The sequence below is a fragment of the Thauera carbonicopians genome (genome assembly GCF_025699485.1).
Taxonomy (GTDB): domain Bacteria; phylum Pseudomonadota; class Gammaproteobacteria; order Burkholderiales; family Rhodocyclaceae; genus Thauera.
Map to the genome: position 1 here is coordinate 422,644 of NZ_JANUXN010000002.1, position 24,793 is coordinate 447,436.

20 protein-coding genes and 1 tRNA gene are annotated in these 24,793 nt (G+C 64.6%); 14 read left to right on the forward strand and 7 right to left on the reverse strand.

All coding sequences use genetic code 11. From position 1 onward, the window contains the following. Positions 1 to 16: 16 nt before the first annotated feature. The 3 genes from NX068_RS04595 (at position 17) to NX068_RS04605 (ending at position 1,875) form a co-directional block, all read left to right on the forward strand. Positions 17 to 106, forward strand: a tRNA-Ser gene (locus tag NX068_RS04595). Between the two features lie 177 nt (positions 107 to 283). Further along, a complete protein-coding gene (locus tag NX068_RS04600) occupies positions 284 to 541 on the forward strand; it encodes a helix-turn-helix domain-containing protein (RefSeq protein ID WP_263460101.1) in 258 nt (85 codons plus the stop codon). 41 nt (positions 542 to 582) lie between these two features. Then, entirely contained in the window at positions 583 to 1,875 is a 1,293-nt protein-coding gene (locus NX068_RS04605; protein WP_263460102.1) for a type II toxin-antitoxin system HipA family toxin, read from the forward strand. A gap of 29 nt (positions 1,876 to 1,904) precedes the next feature. Here the strand turns inward: NX068_RS04605 and NX068_RS04610 are convergent, their stop codons facing one another. Next, complete coding sequence (locus tag NX068_RS04610) at positions 1,905 to 2,876, reverse strand: LysR substrate-binding domain-containing protein (RefSeq protein ID WP_263460103.1); 972 nt, start codon at positions 2,874 to 2,876, stop codon at positions 1,905 to 1,907. Positions 2,877 to 3,099: 223 nt separating this feature from the next. Between NX068_RS04610 and NX068_RS04615 the strand changes: the two genes are divergently transcribed. The 7 genes from NX068_RS04615 to NX068_RS04645 all read left to right on the forward strand — a co-directional run bounded on the left by NX068_RS04615 (position 3,100) and on the right by NX068_RS04645 (position 13,702). Then, positions 3,100 to 4,305: an NAD(P)/FAD-dependent oxidoreductase gene (locus NX068_RS04615; RefSeq protein WP_263460104.1), complete on the forward strand. Its 1,206-nt coding sequence runs from the start codon at positions 3,100 to 3,102 to the stop codon at positions 4,303 to 4,305. Between the two features lie 188 nt (positions 4,306 to 4,493). Then, positions 4,494 to 5,846 carry an MFS transporter gene (locus NX068_RS04620; protein WP_263460105.1) on the forward strand — a complete coding sequence of 451 codons (1,353 nt, stop codon included), beginning with the start codon at positions 4,494 to 4,496 and terminating at the stop codon, positions 5,844 to 5,846. A 106-nt stretch (positions 5,847 to 5,952) separates the two neighbouring features. Continuing rightward, complete coding sequence (locus NX068_RS04625) at positions 5,953 to 6,861, forward strand: dihydrodipicolinate synthase family protein (RefSeq protein ID WP_263460106.1); 909 nt, start codon at positions 5,953 to 5,955, stop codon at positions 6,859 to 6,861. Continuing rightward, the gene (locus NX068_RS04630) at positions 6,861 to 8,360 is read left to right on the forward strand and encodes an aldehyde dehydrogenase (RefSeq protein ID WP_263460107.1); all 1,500 of its coding nucleotides are present in this window, start codon (positions 6,861 to 6,863) and stop codon (positions 8,358 to 8,360) included. Before NX068_RS04625 ends, NX068_RS04630 begins: the two co-directional genes overlap by 1 nt. Positions 8,361 to 8,538: 178 nt before the next feature. Continuing rightward, a complete protein-coding gene (gene yddG / locus NX068_RS04635) occupies positions 8,539 to 9,462 on the forward strand; it encodes an aromatic amino acid DMT transporter YddG (RefSeq protein ID WP_263460108.1) in 924 nt (307 codons plus the stop codon). 182 nt (positions 9,463 to 9,644) lie between these two features. Beyond that, on the forward strand, positions 9,645 to 10,877 hold the full coding sequence (locus NX068_RS04640; RefSeq protein ID WP_263460109.1) for a putative porin: 1,233 nt from the start codon (positions 9,645 to 9,647) through the stop codon (positions 10,875 to 10,877). 314 nt (positions 10,878 to 11,191) lie between these two features. After that, a complete protein-coding gene (locus NX068_RS04645) occupies positions 11,192 to 13,702 on the forward strand; it encodes a penicillin acylase family protein (protein WP_263460110.1) in 2,511 nt (836 codons plus the stop codon). A gap of 63 nt (positions 13,703 to 13,765) precedes the next feature. Here the strand turns inward: NX068_RS04645 and NX068_RS04650 are convergent, their stop codons facing one another. Further along, entirely contained in the window at positions 13,766 to 14,893 is a 1,128-nt protein-coding gene (locus NX068_RS04650; RefSeq protein ID WP_263460111.1) for a VIT1/CCC1 transporter family protein, read from the reverse strand. A gap of 258 nt (positions 14,894 to 15,151) precedes the next feature. Here NX068_RS04650 and NX068_RS04655 point away from each other — a divergent pair, with 258 nt between their 5' ends. After that, positions 15,152 to 16,030 carry a DMT family transporter gene (locus tag NX068_RS04655; protein ID WP_263460112.1) on the forward strand — a complete coding sequence of 293 codons (879 nt, stop codon included), beginning with the start codon at positions 15,152 to 15,154 and terminating at the stop codon, positions 16,028 to 16,030. A 41-nt stretch (positions 16,031 to 16,071) separates the two neighbouring features. On the opposite strand, the gene NX068_RS04660 is transcribed toward NX068_RS04655, so the two are convergent. Beyond that, entirely contained in the window at positions 16,072 to 16,548 is a 477-nt protein-coding gene (locus NX068_RS04660) for an Lrp/AsnC family transcriptional regulator (RefSeq protein ID WP_263460113.1), read from the reverse strand. 149 nt (positions 16,549 to 16,697) lie between these two features. On the opposite strand from NX068_RS04660, the gene NX068_RS04665 reads away from it, so the two are divergent. The 3 genes from NX068_RS04665 (at position 16,698) to NX068_RS04675 (ending at position 19,185) form a co-directional block, all read left to right on the forward strand. Then, positions 16,698 to 17,918 (forward strand): diaminopropionate ammonia-lyase, encoded by a 1,221-nt coding sequence (locus tag NX068_RS04665; protein ID WP_263460114.1) that lies wholly within the window; start codon positions 16,698 to 16,700, stop codon positions 17,916 to 17,918. Between the two features lie 165 nt (positions 17,919 to 18,083). Next, positions 18,084 to 18,479, forward strand: a complete 396-nt coding sequence (locus tag NX068_RS04670; RefSeq protein ID WP_263460115.1) for an MbcA/ParS/Xre antitoxin family protein — start codon at positions 18,084 to 18,086, stop codon at positions 18,477 to 18,479. Continuing rightward, on the forward strand, positions 18,472 to 19,185 hold the full coding sequence (locus NX068_RS04675) for an RES family NAD+ phosphorylase (RefSeq protein WP_263460116.1): 714 nt from the start codon (positions 18,472 to 18,474) through the stop codon (positions 19,183 to 19,185). Before NX068_RS04670 ends, NX068_RS04675 begins: the two co-directional genes overlap by 8 nt. A 275-nt stretch (positions 19,186 to 19,460) precedes the next feature. Here the strand turns inward: NX068_RS04675 and NX068_RS04680 are convergent, their stop codons facing one another. Genes NX068_RS04680 through NX068_RS04695 form a run of 4 tightly spaced genes read right to left on the reverse strand, consistent with a single transcriptional unit; the run spans position 19,461 to position 24,745 of the window. Next, the gene (locus tag NX068_RS04680; RefSeq protein ID WP_263460117.1) at positions 19,461 to 20,648 is read right to left on the reverse strand and encodes an MFS transporter; all 1,188 of its coding nucleotides are present in this window, start codon (positions 20,646 to 20,648) and stop codon (positions 19,461 to 19,463) included. After that, positions 20,649 to 21,077: a hypothetical protein gene (locus NX068_RS04685; RefSeq protein ID WP_263460118.1), complete on the reverse strand. Its 429-nt coding sequence runs from the start codon at positions 21,075 to 21,077 to the stop codon at positions 20,649 to 20,651. A gap of 16 nt (positions 21,078 to 21,093) precedes the next feature. Then, positions 21,094 to 22,308 (reverse strand): MFS transporter, encoded by a 1,215-nt coding sequence (locus tag NX068_RS04690; RefSeq protein ID WP_263460119.1) that lies wholly within the window; start codon positions 22,306 to 22,308, stop codon positions 21,094 to 21,096. Continuing rightward, positions 22,298 to 24,745 (reverse strand): TonB-dependent siderophore receptor, encoded by a 2,448-nt coding sequence (locus NX068_RS04695; RefSeq protein WP_263460120.1) that lies wholly within the window; start codon positions 24,743 to 24,745, stop codon positions 22,298 to 22,300. The genes NX068_RS04690 and NX068_RS04695 overlap by 11 nt, the downstream gene beginning before the upstream one ends. Positions 24,746 to 24,793 lie beyond the last annotated feature (48 nt).

Below are 24,793 nucleotides of genomic sequence, written 5' to 3' on the forward strand. Positions count from 1 at the left end.
AATCGCGCCCTCTTGCGGAGGCGTGGCAGAGCGGTTGAATGCAACGGTCTTGAAAACCGTCAGGGGTTTACGCCCCTCGTGAGTTCGAATCTCACCGCCTCCGCCAGAATCCGATCCGGCTCCGCGTTCGATGGGGCTGATAGCTTCGCAGGCCTTGTCGGGGTCATCCTGCTGCGTCAATGGAAAGCGTCACGCTCCCCCAATTTTTATTCTTGGGGTGCATATCTTGTATTTATGCGCATTGACGCATAAATTGGAGATATTCATCTAGCGCATATTGACCATGCACACGATACGGACCGTCGAGCAGCTTGCTTCCGTGCTTCAAGGCATGAGAGCTTCCCGCAAACTCACGCAGGCCCAGTTGGGCGAGGCCATGGGGTTATCCCAGGCGCGCATCTCGAGGCTCCTGGACAATCCAGCGAACGTGACTGTCGATCAGCTCCTGACCCTGCTGATGCTGTTCGACGCCGAGCTCGCCATCCGACCCAGGCCGCAAGGCGGTGCGGCGGCTGCAGGTCCGCGCGAGGACGCCTGGTAATGGCGGGGCGGCCGTCGAAACGCAGGACACTCGCCGTATGGATGAATGGCGAGGCGGTGGGGCACTGGACCCTGGCTCCCGACGGTCACCGGTTCGTGTACCTGGAGGCCTGGCTCGGCTCACCGTCGGCGCGCGCGATTTCGCTGTCCATGCCGTTGGAGCAAGGCACCAGACCCTTCGCCGGTGACCGGGTCGAGACCTACTTCGAGAACCTTTTGCCTGAGAGCATCGCGATTCGAAAGCGTATCGCGCAGAAGTTCGGGACATCCGCCTCGACCTTCGATCTCCTGGCCCATATCGGCCGGGATTGCGTGGGAGCCGTGCAGTTGCTCCCACTGGACGTGGAGCCCACCGGCGTGCGCCGCATCGATGCCGAGCCGTTGACGGACGGCCAGGTGGAAGCATTGCTCGACGCCACCATCTCGAATGCTCCGCTCGGCCTCGGTGACGAGGAAGGGCTGAGGATTTCCATCGCCGGCGCGCAGGAGAAAACGGCGTTGCTGCAGCATGAGGGGCGTTGGTGCCGGCCGCTGGGTGCCACGCCCACGACGCATATCCTCAAGCTCCCCATGGGTGAAGTCGGCCATGTGCGGGCCGATTTTTCCACCTCGGTAGAGAACGAGTGGCTGTGCGCCCAGATTGCGCGCGAGTTCGGCTTTGCGGTGGCGGAGTGCGAGATTCTCCGATTCGGACACCACAAGGTACTCTCGGTAGCGCGCTTTGATCGCGTACTGCTCGAAGGCTGGTGGGCCCGGCGCCCGCAGGAGGACTTCTGCCAGGCCCTCGGGGTGCCGGCTGAAAGGAAATACGAAGAGCATGGGGGGCCAGGCATGGCGGACATCCTGCGTGTCCTGCGCGGCAGCGACGGGCCGAAGGAGGACCGGCTCCGATTCCTTGCGGCACAACTGTTGTTCTGGCTTCTCGCGGCACCTGACGGGCATGCCAAGAACTTCAGCATCTTTCTCCTGCCGGGCAGCCGGTTCCGGCTCACTCCGCTCTACGACGTCATGTCCGCCTGGCCCATCATCGGCTCGGGCGCGCGACAGTTCCCGTGGCAGAAGGTGAAGCCCGCCATGGCCGTACGCTCGAAAAACATCCATTACCGGATGCACGATGTTCAACGCCGGCACTGGAGCGCCGTAGCGCGCGTGAACGCGCTTGGTCCCGATTTCGAGCCGGTCATCGAGGATTTCATTCGGCGAGCGCCGGAAGTCGTCGAAGCCGTGTCACGCATCCTGCCCGCAAGCTTTCCGGCGAGTGTGAGCGAGCCCATATTTCAAGGTCTGCTGAGCCAGGTCGGGCGTCTGGCCGCCGGACAGCTCCTCGGAGCGTAGCAGGCCGGGGCGAGTTCAGCCGCCCGGGATCATCCTGCCGCCAGGCCGCACTCGGCCAGGAACCAGTCGCGGAAGCGGCCCAATGCCTCGTCGTCGGCCTTGTCCTCGCGGTAGGCGAGGTAATGGCGCGTCTCTTCCAGTTCCACTTCATGCTCGACCGGCCTGACCAGGCGGCCCTGCTGGATCAGGGGGGCCACCAGGTGGTCCCAGCCCAGGGATAGGCCCTGGCCGTTGAGCGCCATCTGGATCAGCAGGTTGTAGTCGTTGGCGTTGAAGTAGTGCCGATCTCTGCGGAGGCGGTCTTCGATGTCCAGGTGGTGAATGGCCAGCCATACGCCCCAGTCGACGTGCTCGGCGATCCCTGATCGCTCGTAGGGGCTCAGGTCGAGCAAGACGCCCTGCATCAATCCCTCGATGTCCCGTATTTCCGGGTGCGCCTCCAGGTAGGCAGGCGAGCAGACCGGATAGATCCGGTCGTGGAACAGCGGCTCGCTGATGTAGCCGTCCCGTATCGATGAAAGCTTGGTGATGAAAACGTCCGGCTGGATGTCGGGGGCCATGGACAGGAAGTTCTGGGTCGACACCAGGTCGACGTCGATGTCCGGATTCGCGCTGAAGAAGCTGGGCAGCCGGTGTGCCATCCACAGTGCCGAGAAGGCAGGCGAGCAGCACAGGCTCAGGGTGCGCCTGCTGCTGCTGCCGTGGCCCTGCCGGATGCGTATCGCCGCCTGGGCGATGTTGATGAAGGACAACTGCGCGGCATCGAAGAAGGTGGAGCCGGCCGCGGTCAGTTCGACCGAACGCCCGGTGCGCGTGAACAGCGCCGTACCCAGATGTTCTTCGAGTTCCTTGATCTGGCGGCTGATCGCGGCCTGGGTGACGCACAGCGTTTCGGCAGCGCGGGTGAAGCTGCGGTGGCGGGCTGCGACGACGAAACATCTCACTGCCCGCAGGGAGGGCATCTTGAGCAGCAATTGGCCGGGCGCTGTGCGTTTGTTCATAACATGAGGTTATCGATAGTCCGGAAAAAAGGTTGTTTGTCCAGAAATGGCTGCGTCTCTAGACTCTGCAAAAAATAAATTGATCAGACGATAAGACGGAGACCATGAAATGACAAGAGTTGCTTCACTGCCTGCGGATGATGCGGCATGCGGCTGGTATCACACCAGTGCGCCTCGCCGGGCAAAAGAAAGTCATTCCGGCGAAAAGAAAACCCGCTGGGCAGTGATCGGTGCCGGATTCACCGGCCTGGCGGCGGCGCGGCAATTGGCCTTGAATTTCCCGGACGAGGAAATCGTGCTGATCGAGGCCCAGGAAGTGGGTTTCGGCACTTCGGGCAGAAATGCCGGATTCGCGATCGACCTGCCGCACGACATCGGTGCCAAGGATTACATCGGCGACATCAATATCGCGCAGAGCACGCTCAAGCTCAATCTGCTGGGGCAGTCCATTCTGCGCTCGCTGGTGGAGCAGCACGGCATCGATTGCCAGATGCACGCCTGCGGGAAATACCAGGGCGCCATCGAGGACCGCGGCGTGGCCGTGCTCGATGCCTATCGCAGCGGGCTGGACAAGCTCGGCCAGCCCTACGAAGTGATCGAAGGCAAGGATCTGCCGGATCACATTGGCACCTCGTTCTACCGCAAGGCGCTATTCACGCCCGGCACCATCCTGATCCAGCCCTCGGCCTTGGTGAAAGGGCTGGCCGACAGCCTGCCGTCCAATGTCACGCTGTACGAGAACACCCCGATCACCGATTTCGAATACGGCGACAAAGTGGTGCTGGGGCATCGCAACGGCCGCATCACGGCGGACAAGCTGGTACTGGCCAACAACGCCTTCGGCATGCGCTTCGGCTTCCTGCAGCGCACGATGCTGCCGATGTTCCTGTACGCCAGCCTGACCCGGCCGCTGACCGCGGCCGAGCAGGCACAGTTGGGCGGCAAGCCGTTCTGGGGCGTGATCCCCGCCGATCCGTTCGGCAGCACGGTGCGCCGTACGCCCGACAACCGCATCCTGATTCGCAACAGCTTCAGCTTCAACCCGAATCAGCAGCCGAAGCCGCATTGCCTGGAGCGTTTCGTCCGCAATCATCGCCAGTCCTTCGAGCGGCGTTTCCCGATGCTGCCGGACGTCGATTTCGAATACACCTGGAGCGGCTCGCTGGCGCTGTCGCAGAACCACAAGGGCTTTTTCGGCCAGCTTGCGCCCAATGTCTATGGCGCGCTGTGCTGCAACGGCCTGGGCGTGACCCGCGGCACCGTGACCGGAACGCTGCTGGCCGACTGGATCGCCGGCCAGCGCAATGAGCAGATCGATTTCCTGCTGGACACCTCCGGGCCGAACAAGGTGCCCCCCGAACCATTCCTGTCGATCGGCGTGAATGCCACCCTCTGGTGGGGGCAGATGAAAGCCGGCAAGGAAATGTAATCGCCTGAAGTGATCCGCGCGCGCCATTGCTGATGGCGCGGCGCTCGATTGGCGGCCTGCAGATGGCGCCGGGTGGCGCTCGTCCATCCGCAGGGCAATTTCCCCGAATGGGACGTCAGGCGATCGTCCGGAAAAGGAAATGAACCGCCGGATTTAATTGATACCCAAACAAGGATGCAGGAGGCAAAATGAATCAAGCTTACTCAAAGGGAACAGGCCGCGCCGTTTCCATCGAGGATGTTCCCATCAATGGTTTCCATCAATTGCTGACCGTGCGTTCGGGCGGCGGCTGGGTGATGGATGGCTACATCCTCAGCATCATCGGTGTCGCCCTGATGCAGTTGTCGGCCGAATTGAGCCTGGACAGTTTCTGGGAAGGCATGATCGCGGCCTCGGCACTGATCGGCATTTTCTTCGCGGGCTTCTTCGGCGGCTGGCTCACCGACAAGCTGGGACGGCAGAAACTGTATTTCGTCCCGCCCATCCTGTTCACGCTGTGCTCGCTGGCGCATCTGTGGGTGGATTCCGCCGTCGCCATCTTCATGCTCCGCTTCCTCATCGGCGTCGGCGTGGGCATCGAATATCCGGTGGCCAGCTCGCTGCTGGTGGAGTTCCTGCCCAGCAAGAACCGCGGCCCCCGGTTGGCGGCGCTGACGATTCTCTGGTTCGCCGGTGCGGCGCTGGCCTACATCGTCGGCAACGCCATCCTGAGTGCGGCAGGTCCGGAAGCCTGGCACTGGGTGCTGGCCAGCCCGGCGGTGCTCGGCGTGATGCTGTTCCTGGTGCGCCTGGGGACGCCGGAGTCGGCACGCTGGCTGCTCAGCAAGGGGCGCAGCGCCGAGGCCGACCGCGTGATCAAGAAGGTCTACGGCCCGACGTTCTCGCTGGCCAACATGCCGGAAGCGCCTGCCGACAAGAAGGTCTCGCTCGGTACGCTGATCCAGTCCGGCTACGGCAAGCGCCTGCTGTTCGTCGGCGTGTTCTGGGCCTGCTCGGTGATTCCGGTGTTTGCCGTGTATGCCTTCGTGCCAAAGGTGCTGGCAGCGCTGAACCTGACCGGCGACTGGGCAGCCTATGGCTCGATCGCGATCACGCTGCTGTTCGTGGTGGGCTGCATCGTCGCCACGCCGCTGGTGAACATCATCGGCCGCCGTCCGCTGGTGATCTGGAGCTTCCTGCTGTCGGCACTGGCGCTGCTGGGGCTGGGCAGCTTCTCGAACAGCGCGGAATGGGTGGTGCTGACCTTCTTCGGCCTCTACGCCTTGTTCATCGGCGGCGCGCAGGTGCTGCAACTGGTGTATCCGAACGAGATCTTCCCGACCGACATCCGGGCTGCCGGCGTGGGCATCGGCGCCTCGATCTCGCGCATCGGCGCGGCCATCGGCACCTGGCTGGTCCCGATCTCGCTGGTGAGCATCGGCATCGGCAACACCATGTACGCCGCCGCCGCAGTGTCCTTCGTCGGCCTCGCCGTGTCGGTGTGGCTGGCGCCGGAAACCCGCGGCATGACGCTGGAAGACGCCGCTTCGCTGAAGCGCTGAATCCCGGATTTTCCCTGAACCCGTTCAACCCCATTCGCGTGTCGCTGCCGGAGCGGCGGCACGCTTTTCACCGGGAATGCACTTCCCACACCAATGGAGAACCATCATGAAATTCGAAGGTATCTACACCCCGGCCATCACCCCTTTGTCGGCAGACGGCCAGATCGACAAGACCGCGTTCGCCGAGGTGCTGGAATCGCTGATCGAAGGCGGCGTGCACGGCATCATCATCGGCGGCTCGACCGGTGAATACTATGCGCACTCCGTGCAGGAGCGCATCGACCTCGCCACCTACGCCAAGCAGGTGATCGGCACGCGCGTGCCGCTGATCGTCGGCACCGGCGCGGTGCGTACCGAGGAGTCGGTCGGCTACGCCGCGTCGGCGAAGGAAATCGGCGCCGATGCGATCCTGGTCGGCTCGCCCCCCTATGCCTTGCCCACCGAGGCGGAGAATGCCGCGCACGCGCTGGCGATCGACAAGGCCGCGGGCCTGCCGATCATGCTCTACAACTACCCGGGCCGCATGGGCGTGTCGATGGGCCGGGAGTACTTCCGCACCGTCACCGCGGCGTCGAAGAACTTCGTCGCGATCAAGGAAAGCTCGGGCCAGACCGGCCAGCTGCACATGCTGGCGCGCGAATTCCCCGGCATCGACGTTTCTTGCGGCTGGGACGACCAGGCGCTGGAATTCTTCGCCTGGGGCGCGCGCAGCTGGGTGTGCGCCGGCTCGAACTTCGTGCCGCGCGAGCACGTCGCCCTCTACCAGGCGTGCGTGGTCGAGAAGGACTTCGGCAAGGGCCGCCGCATCATGTCGGCGATGATGCCGCTGATGGATTTCCTCGAGTGCGGCAAGTTCGTGCAGTCGATCAAGTACGGCTGCGAACTGGTGGGCCTGCGCCCAGGCGGCGTGCGCGCGCCGCTGCAAGGCCTCGACGACAACGAGAAGCAGGCGCTGAAGGCGATTGTCGCCGAACTGAAGCGCGAGGTTGCCGAAGTCGTCGGAGGGCAAGCCTGATGGCCGAACTGCTGACTGCCGCGGAATACGCCGCGATCGCCAAGAACATCAGCTTCCCGACGAAAGCCTTCATCGACGGCGCTTTCCGCGACTCGCTGTCGGGCAAGACCTTCATCACCACCAATCCGGCCACCGGCGAAGTGCTGGCCGAGATCACCGCCTGCAACGCGCAGGACGTCGATCTGGCAGTGGCCAACGCCAAGGCCGCGTTCGACGACGGCCGCTGGCAGCGCCTGCCGCCCTCGCAGCGCAAGACCGTGCTGGTGCGCTTCGCCGAGCTGCTGGAAGAGCATGCGCACGAACTGGCGGTGATGGAAAGCCTGGACAGCGGCAAGCCGGTGCGCGAGTGCCAGACTGCCGACGTGCCGGAAGCGATCCACACCATCCGCTGGCACGCCGAACTGATCGACAAGATCTACGACAACACCGCGCCCGTGGGTTCGAACGCGCTGGCGCTGGTGGTGCGCGAGCCGATCGGCGTGGTCGGCCTGGTGCTGCCGTGGAACTTCCCGCTGCTGATGCTGGCATGGAAGATCGGCCCCTCGTTGGCTGCAGGCTGCTCGATCGTGGTCAAGCCGGCCAAGGAAACGACGCTGACCGCGCTGCGCGTGGCCGAACTCGCCCACCAGGCCGGCGTGCCCGCCGGCGTGTTCAACGTGCTGCCGGGCGGCGGCCGCGAAGTCGGTGAGCCGCTGGGCAAGCACAACGATGTCACCATGGTCAGCTTCACCGGCTCGACCGACACCGGCCGGCTGTTCCTGCAGTACGCGGCCGAGTCGAACCTGAAGCGCGTGGTGCTGGAGTGCGGCGGCAAGAACCCCGCCGTGGTGCTGAAGGACGTCGAAGACCTCGATATGGTCGCGCAACAGGTGGTCGCCGGCGCGTTCTGGAACATGGGCGAGAACTGCTCGGCCTCGTCGCGCCTGATCGTCCATGCCGACATCAAGGACGCGCTGCTCGAACGCATGGCCGTGGCGGTCAAGGAGTGGAAGATGGGCGATCCGCTCGATCCCGAGCACCGGCTGGGTTCGCTCGTCAGCAAGTCCCACTTCGACAAGGTCCGTTCCTACCTCGACCAGGCCGCGGCGGAGAAGCTGCGCGTGGTCTTCGGCGGCGGCACCCGCGAAGGCAACTTCGTCGAGCCGACGGTGGTGGACGGCGTCGGCCCGGACAGCCAGCTGTTCATCGAGGAAATCTTCGGCCCGATCCTGTCGGTCACGACTTTCAAGGATGTCGATGAAGCGATCGCGCTGGCCAACGACTCGGTCTACGGTCTGGCGGCCTCGGTCTACACCAGTAACCTGAACAACGCGATCCGTGTCTCGCGCGCGATCCGCGCGGGCGTGGTGACCGTGAACTGCTTCGGCGAAGGTGACATCACCACGCCGTTCGGCGGTTACAAGGAGTCGGGTTTCGGTGGCCGCGACAAGTCGATCTGGGCTCACGACCAATACACCGAGCTCAAGACGATCTGGATCGACGTGCCCAGCGCCGGCTGATGCATGACACGCTCCGCCCGGGCATGGCCGGTGTTTGCCGGCCGTGCCCGGGCGGGGCAGTCGGCTCCATAATCCCCGGTTTTTTCTCGGCCCGGCGCTCCGGCGGCCTCCCGGCCCCGAGGCCGCGGCTCTTTTACCGGGCAGAATTCGTGACATTCCTGACCATGGACAAGGCAGCATGAACAGCAAGAACAAGGCAACGCTCATCGGCTTCATCGCGATCCTGTTGTGGGCGTCGATCGTGGGCCTGATCCGCGGCGTCAGCGAGAGCTTCGGCGCCACCGGCGGCGCGGCGCTGATCTATACCGTCGCGGCGGTGTTCCTGGTCTTCAGCGTCGGTTTCAACAAGCTGAGCAAGGTGCCGCCCAAATACCTGCTGTGGGGCAGCCTGCTGTTCGTGTCCTACGAGCTGTGCCTCGCGCTGTCGATCGGTTATGCCAACACCGGCCGGCAGGCGATCGAAGTCGGCATGGTCAACTACCTGTGGCCGACCTTCACGCTGATGTCGGCGATCCTGTTCAACAAGCAGAAGGCGAACTTCCTGGTGGTGCCGGGTTTCCTGCTGTCGATGGCCGGCATCTGCTGGGTGCTGGGCGGCGACCAGGGGCTGGACATCGCCAGCATGATCGCCAACGTCCAGGACAACCCGCTGAGCTACGGGCTGGCCTTTTCGGGCGCGGTGATCTGGGCCGCCTACTGCACCGTGACCGCACGCATCGCGCAAGGGCACAACTGCGTGACGCTGTTCTTCATCCTCGTTGCGGTGGTGCTGTGGGTCAAATACCTGCTGATGGGCGGCGGCGAGATGGATTTCAACCTGCGCTCGATCATCTATCTCGTGCTGGCCGCGTGTGCGATGGGCTTCGGCTACGCGGCCTGGAACGTCGGCATCCTGCACGGCAACGTCACGATTCTTGCCGGCGCGTCCTATTTCATCCCGGTGCTTTCCGCCGCGCTCGCCGCCGCGCTGCTCAGCGCGCCGCTTTCGTTCGCCTTCTGGCAGGGCGCGGCGATGGTCTGCATCGGCTCGATCCTGTGCTGGCTGGCAACGCGCAGCAAGGCTTCGGCGCCGGTTGCAGAGAAGGCGGGAGAGAGCGCCTAGCGCCCAGCCCTTCGATTCGCAGCTTCGCGGCGCCAGGGGTGTGCGCCGGCCCGGCCGGCACACCCAGTCCATAAGCATTCCGGCCGCCTGTTCCGCAACGCCCGCCCCGATAGCGGGGCCGGGCGGGGGCCTTCGCACGCCCGGACAATTACTGCATCAACCTGAAACAAGGAGGAGAAACCATGAACGAGAAATACACAGTCAAGACGGCCCGCATGCCGTACCGCCTGTCGGCCATCGGCGCAGTCTTGCTCGCGGGCAGCGTGCTCGCCGCCGCCGGCGCGCCGGCACGGGCCGCCGAAGAGACGACGGCGGCCGAAGGGAAGTTCACGATCGGCGGCGCGCTGCGCGCCCGCTACGACTACAGCTTCGACTACGAGGACGACATCAGCAAGCTCAGCTTCGACACCTTCCGCATCACCCTCAACTACGACTCGCCCACCTTCTACGGCTCGGCCCAGTACCGCTTCTACGGCAGCGCCTACCCCTACGACTACACCAGCAGGATCGGGCGCATCAACTTCCCCGAGTGGGCCTGGGTCGGCTACAAGCTCGGCGACGACACCCGCGTCGTCGCCGGCATCAACCAGATCCCCTTCGGCGTGCTGCCCTACGTCAGCAGCACCTTCTACCAGACCATGGTCAACGCCATCGGCCTGGAGGACGTGCACAACCTCGGTATCAAGCTGCAGCACACTGCCGGCCCGCTGGACGTGCAGCTGGGCTTCTACCCCACCGACGGTGGCAACTGGAGCGGTACCTCGCGGGACGCCAACCGCTACTCGGTCAACGTGGTGCGCGCCGACGACTCGGTGACAGGCGGCAGCAGCAACGACGAACGCAACATGGTGGTCGGCCGCCTGGCCTACACGCTGCAGCACGGCGAGGAGGCGAAGTCGGAGCTGGGCATCTCGGCGCTGCACTCGACGCTGCACAACTACGACACCGGCCGCGACGGCCGCCGCAAGGCCTATGCACTGCACTACGGCGGCAGCTACGGCGCCTTGCGGGTGCTGGCCGAAGCGGGCCGGCAGAAGATGGCGCCGCGCAATCCGTCGGCGACCGGCAACGACGCGCTCACCTTCGGTGCCTACGACGGCTCGTTCAACGTCGCGGCGAAAGGCAACTTCTACTCGGGCGAGCTCAGCTACGCCTTGCCCGGCAGCTACGGCCCGGTCAGCGGCATCACGCCCTACCTGAACTACAGCGTCTTCACCAAGGACAGGTCCGGCTTCAAGGATTCGCAGCGGGTGATCGCCGGCGCGCATTTCAGCGCCGGTCCGCTGTACATCTATACGGAGATGCGCTGGGGCAGGAACGACCCCTATACCGGCGACTACACCAACGGCGCGGCGGCCGGCGGCGACGATCGCTGGAAGAAGGTCTTCTACGCCAATATCGGCTACTACTTCTGAGCGGGCCGCCCGGAGCGGAGCGCCGCGGACCCAGGCGCGCTCCTCTCCGGATGTGATACAGAAATTCAGCTTGACCAGAATTGAAGTATCATTTCTAATAAATGAAATGAATTCCGTTATAGGGAATTCAAGTTTGACCAGGGTCGGCTGGAGCCTTGCCAGAACTTCGAGTGCAAACCTGAAAGGCTGCTGGCGTGCGACCTCGGGGCCGAGCGCCACGCAGTGCCATCGAGCCCCGGAGCGCTGGGCGCAGCGGGTCGGCACGCATAAAAATCATAACGAAAAGCAGCAAGCACCACAGGAGACAGAAAAGCATGAGAAGGGTAAAGAATATCGCCGCCGCCATCTCACTGGCACTCACAGGCGCCCTCGTGGCCGGCTGCATGGGCAATGCCGGCGGCAACCCGGCGGAGGACCGCATCACGATCATCCGCGACGGCTATGGCGTGCCGCATGTGTATGCCGATACGACGCGCGATCTGTTCACCGGCTATGGCTACGTCATCGCCGAGGATCGCCTGTACCAGATGGAAATGGCGCGCCGTTCGGTCATCGGCACGGTCGCGGAGGTGCTCGGCGAAGCCTACGTCAGCCATGACGTCTCCACTCGTTCGCTGTTCGATCCGCAGGACATTCAACGGCAGATCGATGCGCTTGGCGCCGATGACTTCGCCATCCTCGACGGCTATGCCAGCGGCTTCAACCGGCGCATCGATGAAGTGCTTGCCGACAAGGCCCGGCTGCTGCCCAGGCAGTTCATCGATGCCGGCTTTGAGCCGACCAAATGGACTCCCTACGACGTGGCAATGCTCTACGTCGGCACCATGGTCAATCGCTATTCAGGCTCGTCGTCGGAAGTGTCGAACTACCAGGCATTGAGCTCGCTGACGGGCAGCTACGGAGACAGTGCAGGGCGCGCGCTTTTCGACCAGATCTACTGGCTCGAGGACGAGCACGCGCCCACCACCGTGCCGCGCAACGAGGTGGTCGCCATGAAACGCGATGAAGCCGGGACGGCCGCGCAGCAGATCGCCGTTGCCGGCAACGCATCCGCGACGGACGAGAAGGCGTCGTCCTTGTCCGGCCATCTTGCCCGCCTGCGCCCGCTGTCCGCCGACTGGAAGGGTATGGAGCTCGCCGGCGCGGTCGTCGGCGGTACCTGGCCGGATGCTCGCCCGACGACCAGCAACATGTGGATCATCGGCCCCGACAAGACCGACGACGGTTCCACCATGCTGCTCAATGGGCCGCAGTTCGGCTGGTTCAATCCGGGCTACGTGTTTGCCGTCGGCCTGCACGGTGCCGGTTTCGACATCGTCGGCAACACGCCTTTCGCGCTGCCGGTCATCCTGTTCGGCACCAACGGCAAGATCAGCTGGGGGGCGACCGCGGGTCCGCTCGACGTCAATGACATGTACCAGGAAACCCTGGTCCCCGGCGACAAGACCGCCTACCTGCACAATGGCACCGTGCAGCGGATGAAAGCGAGGACCGAACTCATCAAGGTAAAGGGCAAACCGGACACGACAACGGAGGTGTATTCCACCGTGCACGGCTTCGTGACCAGTTTCGATCCCGGCAACAATACCGCCTACACCAAGAAATCGAGCTGGGCGGGCTTCGAGGTGCAGTCGCTGATCGCCTGGATCCGCTCCACCCAGGCCGGCAACTGGGAGGAGTTTCTCGATCAGGCGAGCAGGATGGCCCATACCATCAACTGGTACTACGCCGATGCGAAGGGCAACATCGGCTACGTTTCGCCGGGTTACCTGCCCAGGCGCCCGGCCAACCAGGACGTGCGCCTGCCGGCAAGCGGTGCCGGCGACATGGAGTGGCAAGGCTTCCAGCCGTTCAGCAGCAACCCGCAGGTCTTCAATCCGGCGCAAAAATATGTCGTCAACTGGAACAACCAGGCTGGCCCCGGCACGCTGACCGATTTCGGCAATTATTCGACCGTCGACCGGGTAAACGAATTGTCCAGCCGCATCGAGGCGAAGCCGAGGCTGAGCCGCCAGGACGTGCTGGACCTGAACAGGGCGGGCTCGTTCGCCGATCTCAATGCCCGCTATCTGCTTCCCGCGCTGATCGACGCCACCACCGATCTGCCCGCCGGTTCGATGGCGCGCATCGTGCGCGACCATCTCGCCGCCTGGAACTGGGAGAGCGCCGATGCGGACGACGACGGCTACTACGATGATGCAGCGGCCACGCTGATGCGCAAGTGGGTGCCCGTGCTGCTCGAGCGCGTGCTCAAGGACGATCTGCCGGCCGACGTCTTTGCACGCTATGCGCCGGCGGGCTATCCGGCTGCGGGCAACCCCGGGAGCCCGCGCCCCGCAGCCGGCCTCAAGCTGGTCTACAACGCGATGCTTGGCGACGGAGCCGGCGTGCCGCAGACCGTCGATTTCTTCAACGGAGAGGCCCCGGCTGCGGTGCTGAAGGAAACCTTCCTTGCTGCGGTCGCTGCGCTCGAGGATCAGTTCGGCAGCAATCTCGCAGACTGGAAGACTCCGGTTGCGACCCATCTCTTCAGGCCGCAGAACTTCCTCGGCATCCCGCAGGCCGGCGCGGACGAGGGCATTACCCTCGCACCGTTCATGAATCGCGGCACCGAGAACAACCTGGTGGTGTTCAAGGGCGGCAAGGCGGCGAGCCTGTGCACCGTGGCGCCTCCGGGCCAGAGCGGCTTTGTCGACCCGGATGGCGTCAGGTCTCCTCACTACGCCGATCAACTGGAGCTGTACAAGTCCTTCGGCTGCAAGGAGGAGCGTCTGAGCCGGGAAGCGGTACGCGCCGACGCCAGAAGCGTCAAGACGCTCGACTGATTCCGCCGGCAACGGAGGGAAGGTATCGGCTATTACTTCTGGAGAGGAGGCGCCTGAGCCGCATCAGCCGCCCACCGCAACGCCGAACAGGTGGCCGATGCCGTAGGTGATGCCGGCCGCGCCGAGGCCGATGGCCAGTTGGCGCAGGCCGGAGAACAGCGGATGCTTGCCGGTGAAGACCGCGATCGCCGCGCCCAGCGCAAACAGGCCGGTGGCCGAGGCGAGCAGGCTGGCGAGCACGAGATAGTCGTCGCCGACCAGGAACATCGGCAGCGCCGGGATCAGCGCGCCGACGATGAACACCAGGAAGGACGACATCGCGGCGGCCGTCGGCGAGCCGCCGAGATCGTCCGGGTTGATGCCCAGTTCCTCGCGCACCAGGGTTTCCAGCGCCGAATCCTTGTCCTTGATCACCCGCTCGGCGATCTGGCGCGCTTCGTCGGCGCTGAAGCCTTTGGCCTGGTAGATCAGGGTCAGCTCTTCCTGCTCCTCGGCGGGGACTTCGGCCAGTTCCTCGGCCTCGCTGGCGATCTGCCTTTCCTGCAGTTCGCGTGCGCTCTGCACCGAGATCCATTCGCCCATCGCCATCGAACAGGCACCGGCCAGCATGCCGGCCAGCGCGGTGGCGAGCAGGGTCTGCACGCTGGCGGCCGAGCCGGCCACGCCCATCAGCAGGCAGAAGGTCGACACCAGCCCGTCGTTGGCACCGAGCACCATCGCCCGCAGGTTGTTGGCGGCGCCCGCGCCGTGGCGGCCTTCCAGGCGGGAATAGACCGCACCGTTCCAGCCACGGCTGGAACGGCTGGCCAGCAGCGACAGCATGCGCGCGTGCGAGCGTTCCTGCGCCGGCAGCGAAGTGCCCGCGGCTTCCTGCTGCCTGTCGTACATCGTGCGGTTGCGCGCCTCGTCGTCGGCCACCAGCGGCAGCACGCTCTGGGCGCCGAAGCGGCGGCTGGCCCAGATCAGCACCCGGGTGCGCCAGCCGAGGCCCTTGGGCAACTGGCCGCCCGCCTGCTCGATCCGCCGCCGCCAGAATTCCGCGTGGGTTTCCTCGACCCGCGCCAGCCGCCGATAGACTTCGGCGATCTCCGGCTGGGGTTCGGCATCCGCCATCGCCCGATACAGGGCCGCGCTGTCGGTTTCGTCGCGGTAGTTGGCGATGAATCGCGCCACATCCTGTCTGCCTGCCATCGAAGAGGCCGCTCCCTTCAAGAATCCTGTCCGACATGATGCATCACCGCGGCGGCTCCGCGAACCTGGTGTCGGCGGCCGCGCGCGCAGAGGGCGGCAGGGCAGGGCCGGCAGCACCGGCGCTGCCGCGGGTAGGGCCGTGATGGCAGAATGCTGGCTTCGCCCGCCGGGCATGCTCCATTCCGGCACTTTCCCTTTTTCTTCATGTCATCGATCACCTCATCCCGTCCCGTCGCCATGCTCTGCCTGGCATCGAGCATGGCGCTCGTCGGCAGCTACGTCGCGCTGAGCAAGCCGCTGGCGGCGACTTTTCCGGTCCTGCTGCTGGCCTGGCTGCGCTTCGGCATCGGCGGGGTCGCGATGTTGGGCTGGCTGAAGCGCCCGGCGGACGAGGAACCGATGAGCGTCCAGACCCGCCGCCTGCTGTTCCTGGAATCCTTCCTCGGCAACTTCCTGTTCACCATCTGCATGATCACCGGCGTCAGCCTGACCAACGCCCTGACTGCCGGCGTGGTGATGGCTTCGATCCCCGCCGTCATCGCGCTGATGAGCTGGGGTTTCCTGAAGGAGCGCATCGGCCTGCGCACCTGGCTGGCAATCGGCTGCGCGGTGCTGGGGATCGCCTTGCTGGCGGTGGCAGGGCACAGCGGCGAGGCGAACGCGGCAGTGAGCGATGAGGGCAGCGGCCGGGCTCTGCTGGGCAAAGTATTGCTGCTGGCGGCCGTGGTCTGTGAAGCCTCTTATGCAGTGATCGGCAAGAAGCTCACCGGCAAGCTCAGCGCCAAGCGCATCACTTCGCTGATCAATCTGTGGGGTTTCGTGCTGACGACGCCGTTCGGCCTCTATTTTGCGCTGGGCTTCGACTTCGGTGCCGTCACGGCCGATGTCTGGGTGCTGCTGCTGTTCTACGCCCTGGCCGCCTGCATGTGGACGGTGTGGCTGTGGATGACCGGGCTGAAGACCATTCCCGCCGCGCAGAGCGGTGTCTTCACCGTGATGCTGCCGATTTCCGCCGCCCTGGTCGGCGTGCTGGCGCTGGGTGAAACGCTCAACGCCACGCAGTTGCTTGCACTCGGCGTCGCCGTGCTGGGGATGCTGCTCGCCACGCTGCCGACGCGCTGGCTGCGGGTGAGGTGAGCTGTCCGGCTAGCAGGCAGGCCTATATTCAGTCGCGCACATCATCCCGGCTCGTCGATCGGCACGCTCCCCCCTGTCTTCACCTGGTTCATTGAGACCAGGGTCTTGAAGCTCTTCACATTCTTGTTGTCCAGGAACAGGCGGCGGCTCAGCTCCACGTACTGCGCCATGTCGCGGACCAGAAAGATCAGCACGAAGTCGCATTCACCGGCCACGTAGTAGCACTGCTGGACCTGGGGGCAGTTCCGGAAGCTGTGCTGGATTTCATCCAGCAGGTCGGTGCGTTCGCTCTCGACCTTGACCTCCACGATGATGGTCAGCGGATAGCCGACCGCCTTGGGATTGACGTAGGCGGTGTAGCGTTCGATGACGCCGGCTTGTGCCAGCAATCTGAGCCGCCGGTTCACGGCAGCCGTCGACAGGTTTGCTCGATCTCCAAGCTCGCCCTGGGTGATGCGGGCGTTTTCCTGCAGTGCGGACAGCAATATCCGGTCGTAAGCGTCCAGTTCATGAGCCATGTTGAATTTTTTTCCGCTAAACGAGGAAAGTTTGATCGTTTGAACGGATTTTATGCCTGTTTTTCATAAAAATATTTTTTATAGATGAATATTATTTTTATGGGCGTCGATGCTTCGGCGCTCATCCGAATCGCCTCAGGAGACAAGCTATGCTGATTGCTAATGAACGCGCCATCCGCGCGCCATATCCCGCCGACCTTCGCTCGATCATGAACATCGAGCGCGCCCACGAAAGCCGCCAATGGCTGTCGCACTGGAACGAGATCGCACCTGCTGCGACGCCGCTCCATGACCTGCCTGAGCTGGCGGCGCAACTCAAGCTTGCGCGCTTCAGCGTCAAGGACGAGTCCGTGCGCTCGCCGCTGGGCAGCTTCAAGGCCCTGGGCGCACCCATCGCATTGGTGCGCCAGATTCTGCGCCTGCATCCCGGTTTCGAGCCGACAGCCGTGTTGAGCGGCCGCTACGCCGAGCAGTTGAAGGACTACACGGTGATCAGCGCGACCGACGGCAACCATGGCCGCGGTCTGGCTGCCGCTGCCCGTGATGCGGGCTGCCGCTGCGTGATCGTGCTGCACGCCAACGTGAGCATGGAACGCGAACAGGCCATTGCCGTTTATGGCGCGCAGATCGTGCGCATCACGGGCAATTACGACGAGTCGGTGGAAGAGGCTGCACGCCTGGCGGCTGCCAACGGCTGGCAGGTCGTGTCCGACACCTCGTACGAAGGCTACGAAGAGATTCCGCGTGACGTGATGCAGGGCTACGGCACGATCGCGGAAGAAATCGTCGAGCAGTCGGGTGCTCGCCCGGACGAGGCTGGCCCCTTCACGCATGTCTTTCTGCAAGGCGGCGTGGGCGGCATGGCTGCCGGGGTGGCGAGCTATTTCTGGGAGTTCCACGGTGTCCAGCGCCCCCGTTTCATCATCGTGGAGCCGGCCCAGGCGGACTGCCTGATACAGAGTGCGATCCAGGGCTGCGCGGCCAAGGCGACGGGTTCGGTGGATTCGGTGATGGCGGGCCTGGCCTGCGGAGATACTTCGCCGCTGGCCTGGAAGTTCCTGCAGCCCTGCGTCGACCACTTCATGACCATCGAGGACGGTCAGGCGGTCGAGGCCATGCGGGTGCTCGCCAAGGGCAGCCCGCGCGACATCCCCATCGTCGCCGGCGAGTCCGGTACGGCAGGCCTGGCGGCGCTCCAGCAACTACGGGCCGACCCGGCCTTGTCTGCCGAGGTCGGACTGGACGCCGATTCGCGGGTACTCGTCATCAATACCGAAGGGGCGACTGCGCCGAAGGTGTACGAGGAACTCGTCGGCGAGAGCGACCGCGCGGTGCTCGAGCGCCAGGCTGCGTGGTCTGCCGCCCGGTAAGCCAGTTGCTTGCGCTTGGCGTTGCCATACTGGGGACGCTGCTTGCCACGCTGCCGGCGCGTTGGCTGTGGGTACGATGATTGTTATTTTTAAAACAATATTTGTGTTATTTAAAACGAAATCCTATACTTGAGCCACTGAGCAATCACGCACAAGGAGTCAGGCATGGGTGCCCTAGCCCAGCGCGAAGTGACCGCGTCACAAGACCGTGGTGCCCTGGCCAAGATGGTCATGGTCTTGTTCGACCACTGGAAGCTGAGCACTGAGGATCAGGCTGCACTGCTGGGTATCGCCGCCAGCAATCGCGCTGCCCTGTCGAACTATCGCAGCGGCAAACCGATCGGCACCAGCCGCGACCAGTACGAGCGCGTGGGCCACTTGCTGGGTATCCACAAGAACCTGCGCCTGCTGTTCCCGCAGAACCGGGAATTGGCCTACCGCTGGATGAGCACCCGCAACAAGGCCTTTGACAATCTGACGCCCGTCGAGGTGATCAAGGAGTGGGGCTTTGCGGGCCTGCTGATGGTGCGCGGCTACCTGGACCGGGCCCGTGGTGTTTGATCGACTCACGCTGGCCGACGTTCACCGGGACGTAGTCCGAAACATCGTGTCTCTGCGCCAGTCGCAGGATCTGTTCGATGACCTGACGGACGATCCCGCCGAGTGGCTGCTGGCGCAGAAGGTGGAAGACGAAGTCAAGCCGCCGCCATACCGATCCGGCACGCCGGTCGTCGATCGCCCGTTCGAGGATGCCGAATGGTTCAACGCCATCATTTGGCCGTTCAAGCATTGGCAGTCCAGCCGGTTTTCCGATGGCAGCCACGGCGTCTGGTACGGATCGGAGTCGGTCGAGACCACGGTCCATGAGTCCTCTTACCATTGGTACCGGGGTTTGCTCGGCGATGCAGGGTTTGAGCGGATGACGGTCATTGCCGAGCGCAAGGTGTATTCGGTGGCATGCGGCGCAGCCTTGCTGGACTTCCGCAAGGCTGTCGACGAACACCCGGATCTCTTGCATCCGTCGGACTATGGGTTTTGCCAGTCGGTGGGCGCGAGGATTCACCGGGAGGGACACCCCGGCCTTCTCACCCGATCGGTTCGCCGGCCTGCCGGAGAGAACGTGGCCATCTTCAATCCAGACGTGCTTTCCAATCCCAGGCACAACTGCCTGTTGACCTATCGGCTGGAGGGCGGGCAGATCGTGGTCGAGAGGCAGCCTGGAGTAACGTGGATCACTTTGAACATGGGTTGTGCCAATGCCAGGTGATGAGAAGCCCGGCGGCAAAGTGGTTTGATCCAGGCCGGAGCAGGCGTGTCCTGCGGCACACCTGTCCGCAGTGTGAACCGGGCGCATCCGCCGCATCGACCAATCCGCCACCCAGACCTGCAGCCGGGCTGGCCGCCAGGCCGGCAATAGCGCCACTGCGGCTACCGATCCACCGTCCTGGAAGATGTATACGGCTTTGCGGATTTGAAGGTTGTCATGGCTGAGGCCGGACTGGGGAGCAATTCGGGTCGGGAGGCGAAAGATTCGTGGGATGGTCACGGATTCAGACTGATGGAAATCGCCATCACCAGCAGCGTCAACACCATGACCCCATAAGGCACGCCGGCATGCATGCCATACAGCAGACTGCCCAGTAGCGGCCCGACGATCATGCCCCAACCGTGCGCAGTCGCCACCGCGCCAGCGGCTGCGCCGTGCTCGCCTGGCTGCACGGCATCTGCAGCCAGGCCGGCGACAGACGGAAACACCCAGCCCATGCCGAAGGCGGCCACGAAGTAACCCAACCACAGCGCCTGGGCGCTCTGGGCCCAGGCCACACTGGCAAAGCCTGCTGCCGACAGCAGACCCCCTGCCACAATCCAGCGAGCAGCAGGCCACTTGATGACCCGCAGCAGCAGTTGCGACAGCGCCAGCGCAATACCTACGCCCGTGAGCGCCGTGCCCGCCGTCCGGCTGGCGGCAGCCGCGTCCAGCTGGAGACGGTCGAAGGCGAAAAACCCCACTGTCACCTGCGCCATGCCGACGCAAGTCATCGCGACAAAGGCCACGATCATTGGCTGATGGAGGCGGCGGTCATGCAGCAGGGCCGGTGCGGCTTGTGCATCGGCACGGATTTCATAGCGCGGCAGCCAGCGCCACATCACGGCCAGCGCAGCGAAGGGCAGCAATGCCGATGCAGCAATGGACAGCACCAGCCCCTGCCCGACGACCAGCGCCGTCAGGCCTGGCCCTGCAATCAGGCCCAGTGCGTTGGCCGCGCCCAGGCCTGCGAGCAATCGCGTACGCTGCCCGGCAGGAGCATGGTCGGCAATCAGCGCTGCGCCGATGGCAGGAACAGCGGCGTAGAACAGGCCGGAGAGCGCACGCAGCGCGAGCAAGCCGCCAAAGGCCAGCGATACCGGCTGGTTCTGCTGCTCAAGCGTCCAGATGGCAAAGCTGCTCATCGCCAGATGGCTGACACAAAAGCCCCCCAGCGCCAACAGCAGAATGCGCCGTCGCCCGCGCCGGTCACTGCACACCCCCCAAAGGCGCGCGAACAGAGCCAGGCTCAGACCACCGGCTGTCATCACCGCTCCCGCTTGCCACGGAGCAAAGCCCAGCACACGAGCCATCGGGCCGAGCACGGCGACGAAGGACATCATCGCCAACGAGCAGGCGAATGCCTCGAACAGCAATGGGTGCATGTTCAGCGCATGCTCGCCTGGCTGCTGCATTTGCGTCATTCAAGCCGCCAGCAGGGCCTGCGCCTGCCGGCGCGCATCTTCCCGGTCATCCGCCAGTAGCAGCGGAAAGCCGTAGAGCTTCTGCACCGTGCGAAAGCGCCCGGCCAGCAGATCATGCAGCTCTTGCGTAGGCGCGACGTAGACATAGCCTTTGCAAAAGGCGCGCAGATCACCCTTGCGTTGCCTGATCCAGATGGTGGCGCGTTTTTCGTCCTCGTGCGGTTCGTCGTCATGGTCGTGGCTGGCCATGCTCCAGATCACCGCGAACGGCTGGCGCTGCGCCAGCAGCGCGTCGAGCGCGCCCAGCACACGGCCCACGCGGTCGGGCTCGTCCAACTCGGGGAAGCGGATATGCGCCACAGGCCATTCGCTGACATCAGCCAGTGCGGCATCGGGGCGGAGAGTGGAAAAATCGGGGATATTCATCATCAAGGATCCTCATGTCTCATGTATTGCGCAGGCCGCGCAGCAGCCACGCCGACGAAAGCAGCAGCGCCGCAGCGCCCAGCCCGTAAAAAGCCTGCCAGCCCACCACGGCAACCAGCTTGCCCGTGCCCACCGTCGCCACCATGCCCGCCAGCCTCGTGCCGCAGAACATGACCGCGTAGCTGGTTGCGGCCTGGTCGCCTTCGGCCCAGCACAGCATCAGCGTGGCATAGACCACCATCAGTGCGCCGACAATGCCGGCCATGCCGACGGTGCCGGCAATCGCCAGTGCGGGAATCCCGTAATGCCAGGCTGCCAGCAACAGACCGACGCAAAGCAGCGCGGAAGCTGCCAGCAACGCCAATGCGCTGCGATGGCCGACCGTGCGCACCATCGGTGCAACGACCAGCGACGCCACCAGCAAGGCCAGCGGTTGCAAGGTGCCGACCAGCCACGCGATGCGCTCCAGTGGCACGCCCAAGTCCACCAGCATCACGCGGTTGTGGGCGCTCAATGGAAAGATCACGCTGCCAGCCACGACCAGCATCGCCACGCGCCAGCGCAACTGCGGCTGGCGCAGGATGCCGAACATGCGGCCAACGCCAGCGGTCTTCCTCTGATGGGCCGCGTGGGCCGCGCTATCCGCGTGCGTCAAGCCGAGCACTGGCGCCAGTGACAGCGACAGAAAGGCGGCTACCGACAGAAACGTTGCCAGCCAGCCCAGGCTGCCCAATAGACCGACGAACACGCCGCCGCCGAGCATCGAGCCAAGTGCCAGCGCAGCGAGTTTCAGTGCCGCAGCAACCGGCTTCAGCGATTCGCCCGCCATCTCCACCGCCAGCGCATCCAGCGCCAGGTCCATCGTTGCCATCGCGATGGCAACGCCCAGCCCCAGGCCGAACAGCAGCGCCAGCGGCGCGTCCTCCAGCAGGGCAACGGCCACCACGCCCGCCACGGCCACGGCCTGCGCCGCGACGATCCAGCCGATGCGGGGCGACAGCCAAGGCAGTCGAATGCGATCGACCAGCGGCGCCCATGCGAAGGACAACCCCAGCGGCAGGAACAAAACGTAGGTCAACGCGAGCTGATCCAGCGGCATGCCACGGGCGCGCAGCACGGGTGGCAGCCCGCCTTGCAGCAAACCCATCATCACGCCGAAGCCGGCATACAGCGCGCCCATCGCAAGCATCATCAGCAGTGCGCGCCGGCGATCATCCACCGCTTCACCAGCCATATTTCAGCGTCGCGAGGAAGGTGCGACCCTGGCCATAGTTGCAGAAGTTCGCTGCATTGCACGTGAAGTAGGCTTTGTCGAAGATGTTGCTCAGATTCAGTGCCAGCGTTGCGCTGCGCAGACCCGGGTTGATGCGACCCAACTCGTAGCGCAACATCGCGTCGGCCACGCCGTAGCCGGGAATCTTCTGCGTGTTGGCCGCATCCGCATACGCGGAGCCGGAGACGCGCACGCCGCCGCCCACGGTCAGCCCCGCCAGCGCGCCGCTCAATCGATAGTCCGCCCACAGCGATGCGGTGCCGTGAGCCACCGACACCGTGCGCTTGCCCAGATCCGTGCCGTTGCTGCGCGTGACCTTGGGGTTGATGGCTGCCAGCCCGCCGACGACATTCAGCCCTTTGACGGGACTGAAGCGCGCCTCGAACTCCAGCCCGCGCGAGGTGACTTCACCCGTCTGCACGCGCGCATTGGGCAGCGAGGATCGAGGGTCGTTCGTGAGCACGTTCTGCTGCACCAGGTCGAACGCCGAAAGCGTGAAGAGCGCATCCGTGCCTTGCGGCTGGTACTTGAGGCCCACTTCATATTGCCGGCCCGTCGTCGGTTTGAACGGATCGCCATACGGATTGACCGTGACCGACGGGTCGAACGAAGTGGCGTAGCTTGCATATGGTGCAACGCCGTTGTCGAAGTTGTGCATCAGCGCGGCGCGCCAGGTGAACTTGCTGATGTTCTGGTCGGTGTGAGTGCTGGCCAGCCGGTTGTCGTTCTCGATGTTCACCCGGTCGAACCGGCTGCCCAGCGTCAGCCCCCAGCCGCCCCACTTGATCTGGTCTTGCACGTACAGACCGATCAGGCGTTGCGTGCGATCCGGGCTGGTCGATGCCGCGGGCCGCATGATGGCCTGGCCGTAGTCGGGCGTCAGGATGTCCAGCGTCGGCGCAGCACCAAAACCCTGGGTCTGCGTCCAGCGGTCGCGCTGCAAGTCCAGGCCGATCAGCAGCCTGTGCGCCAGCGGGCCTGTTTGCAGATCACCCTGCAAATGGGTGTCGATGTTGACCGCGTTCATCTTCTCCCGCGACCACAGCGCGTAACGCGACAAAGTGCGGTAGTCCGCCTGCAGGCCCGATTGGCCAACTTGGCTCTGGTCCAAGTCCATGCGCCAGTAGCGCATGTTCTGCGTCAGTGACCAGCGTTCGTTGAAGCGATGCTTCAGCTCATAGCCGATGCTCGCCTGGGTGCGGTCGAACGCATTGAAATCGGGCGAGCCGTCGAAGAAGTCGGGTGACAGCTTGCCGTATGGATTGGGCAGGATGGTGCCGCTTGACGGCAACGTGCCGTAGAAGCCACCGGTGGGATCGTGCTGGTACAGGCCGAACACGGTCAGCGAGGTGTCGGTATTGGGTTTGTAGGCGATCGATGGCGCGATGTAGAAACGCTCCTCTTCGGTCATCTGCACCGATGTGTTCGCCTTGCGCGCCAGAGCGGTCAGGCGATAACTCAAGGTGCCATCCCCATCGAGCGCGCCGCCGCTGTCCCAGGTGATCTGCTTGTGTTGGTGGCTGCCCAGCGACACGCTCACCTCATGTAAAGACTCTTCCGTCGGGCGCTTGCTCACCAAGTTGACGATGCCGCCCAGCGGTGCCTGGCCATACAGTAGCGAGGCCGGGCCTTTGAACACCTCCACACGTTCGACGCTGTGCGTGTCGATCTGCGGAATCAGGTATGACGCGCCGCGCGGCAGGCGCAGGCCATCGAGGTAATGGAAGGAGTCGAGCGCAAAGCCGATGCCGCGAAAGGCCATCTGATCGAAGCGCGAAATATTGCCGCGAATGTCCGCCGCCACGCCCGGCGTGTAGCGCAGCGCCTGCACTACCTGCTGTACGCCCTGGCTGTCCATCTGCTCACGCGTGACGATGTTGATCGACATGGGCGTCTCGATGATAGGCGTGTCCGTTTTCATCGCCGTCATGCTTCGCTTGGCGACATAGCCCAGCACTGGGCCGGTGGCCTGCTCCTGCATGGCTTGGGCCGTCACCGTCACGGCGGCCAGCGTCGCATCCCCTTTTCTCACCGGCGCCGGCCGCACGCTCAGCGTGCCGCTTTCGGTGACGATCAGTTCCAGCCCGGTGCCGGCAAGGGCCTGGCGGGCGGCGTTGGTGGGGCTGTAGCGGCCACGCACCGGGGCGGCGGTCTTGCCGGCGACCAGCGCCGGGTCGGCGGACAGGCGCTGGCCGCTGTCGCGGGCGATGCGGGCAAGAGTGTCGGCCAGCGGGGCGGCGGGAAGGTCCCAGGCGCGCTGGGCGGCGGCTTCGGCGGTGGTGGGGGCAGGTGCGGCGCTTTGGGCGGCGGCCGTCAGGCTGGCGAGGGCGAGCGATACGGCGATGGCGCAGTGCAGCGGACGGGGCCGGCGGGCGCTGGGGCGGTGCTTGCGGGTCATGGAGTCTTCTCGGCGGGTGTTGAACATGGGGCTGAACGCGCGGGTTCA

Excerpts from the sequence above, each read along its gene's own strand:
- NX068_RS04600 (WP_263460101.1), top strand. The coding sequence starts at position 284 with ATGCACACGATACGGACCGTCGAGCAGCTTGCTTCCGTGCTTCAAGGC.
- NX068_RS04605 (WP_263460102.1), top strand. The coding sequence starts at position 583 with ATGAATGGCGAGGCGGTGGGGCACTGGACCCTGGCTCCCGACGGTCAC.
- NX068_RS04610 (WP_263460103.1), bottom strand. The coding sequence starts at position 2,876 with ATGAACAAACGCACAGCGCCCGGCCAATTGCTGCTCAAGATGCCCTCC.
- NX068_RS04620 (WP_263460105.1), top strand. The coding sequence starts at position 4,494 with ATGAATCAAGCTTACTCAAAGGGAACAGGCCGCGCCGTTTCCATCGAG.
- NX068_RS04625 (WP_263460106.1), top strand. The coding sequence starts at position 5,953 with ATGAAATTCGAAGGTATCTACACCCCGGCCATCACCCCTTTGTCGGCA.
- NX068_RS04630 (WP_263460107.1), top strand. The coding sequence starts at position 6,861 with ATGGCCGAACTGCTGACTGCCGCGGAATACGCCGCGATCGCCAAGAAC.
- yddG (WP_263460108.1), top strand. The coding sequence starts at position 8,539 with ATGAACAGCAAGAACAAGGCAACGCTCATCGGCTTCATCGCGATCCTG.
- NX068_RS04640 (WP_263460109.1), top strand. The coding sequence starts at position 9,645 with ATGAACGAGAAATACACAGTCAAGACGGCCCGCATGCCGTACCGCCTG.
- NX068_RS04645 (WP_263460110.1), top strand. The coding sequence starts at position 11,192 with ATGAGAAGGGTAAAGAATATCGCCGCCGCCATCTCACTGGCACTCACA.
- NX068_RS04650 (WP_263460111.1), bottom strand. The coding sequence starts at position 14,893 with ATGGCAGGCAGACAGGATGTGGCGCGATTCATCGCCAACTACCGCGAC.
- NX068_RS04655 (WP_263460112.1), top strand. The coding sequence starts at position 15,152 with ATGGCGCTCGTCGGCAGCTACGTCGCGCTGAGCAAGCCGCTGGCGGCG.
- NX068_RS04660 (WP_263460113.1), bottom strand. The coding sequence starts at position 16,548 with ATGGCTCATGAACTGGACGCTTACGACCGGATATTGCTGTCCGCACTG.
- NX068_RS04665 (WP_263460114.1), top strand. The coding sequence starts at position 16,698 with ATGCTGATTGCTAATGAACGCGCCATCCGCGCGCCATATCCCGCCGAC.
- NX068_RS04670 (WP_263460115.1), top strand. The coding sequence starts at position 18,084 with ATGGGTGCCCTAGCCCAGCGCGAAGTGACCGCGTCACAAGACCGTGGT.
- NX068_RS04680 (WP_263460117.1), bottom strand. The coding sequence starts at position 20,648 with ATGACGCAAATGCAGCAGCCAGGCGAGCATGCGCTGAACATGCACCCA.
- NX068_RS04685 (WP_263460118.1), bottom strand. The coding sequence starts at position 21,077 with ATGATGAATATCCCCGATTTTTCCACTCTCCGCCCCGATGCCGCACTG.
- NX068_RS04690 (WP_263460119.1), bottom strand. The coding sequence starts at position 22,308 with ATGGCTGGTGAAGCGGTGGATGATCGCCGGCGCGCACTGCTGATGATG.
- NX068_RS04695 (WP_263460120.1), bottom strand. The coding sequence starts at position 24,745 with ATGACCCGCAAGCACCGCCCCAGCGCCCGCCGGCCCCGTCCGCTGCAC.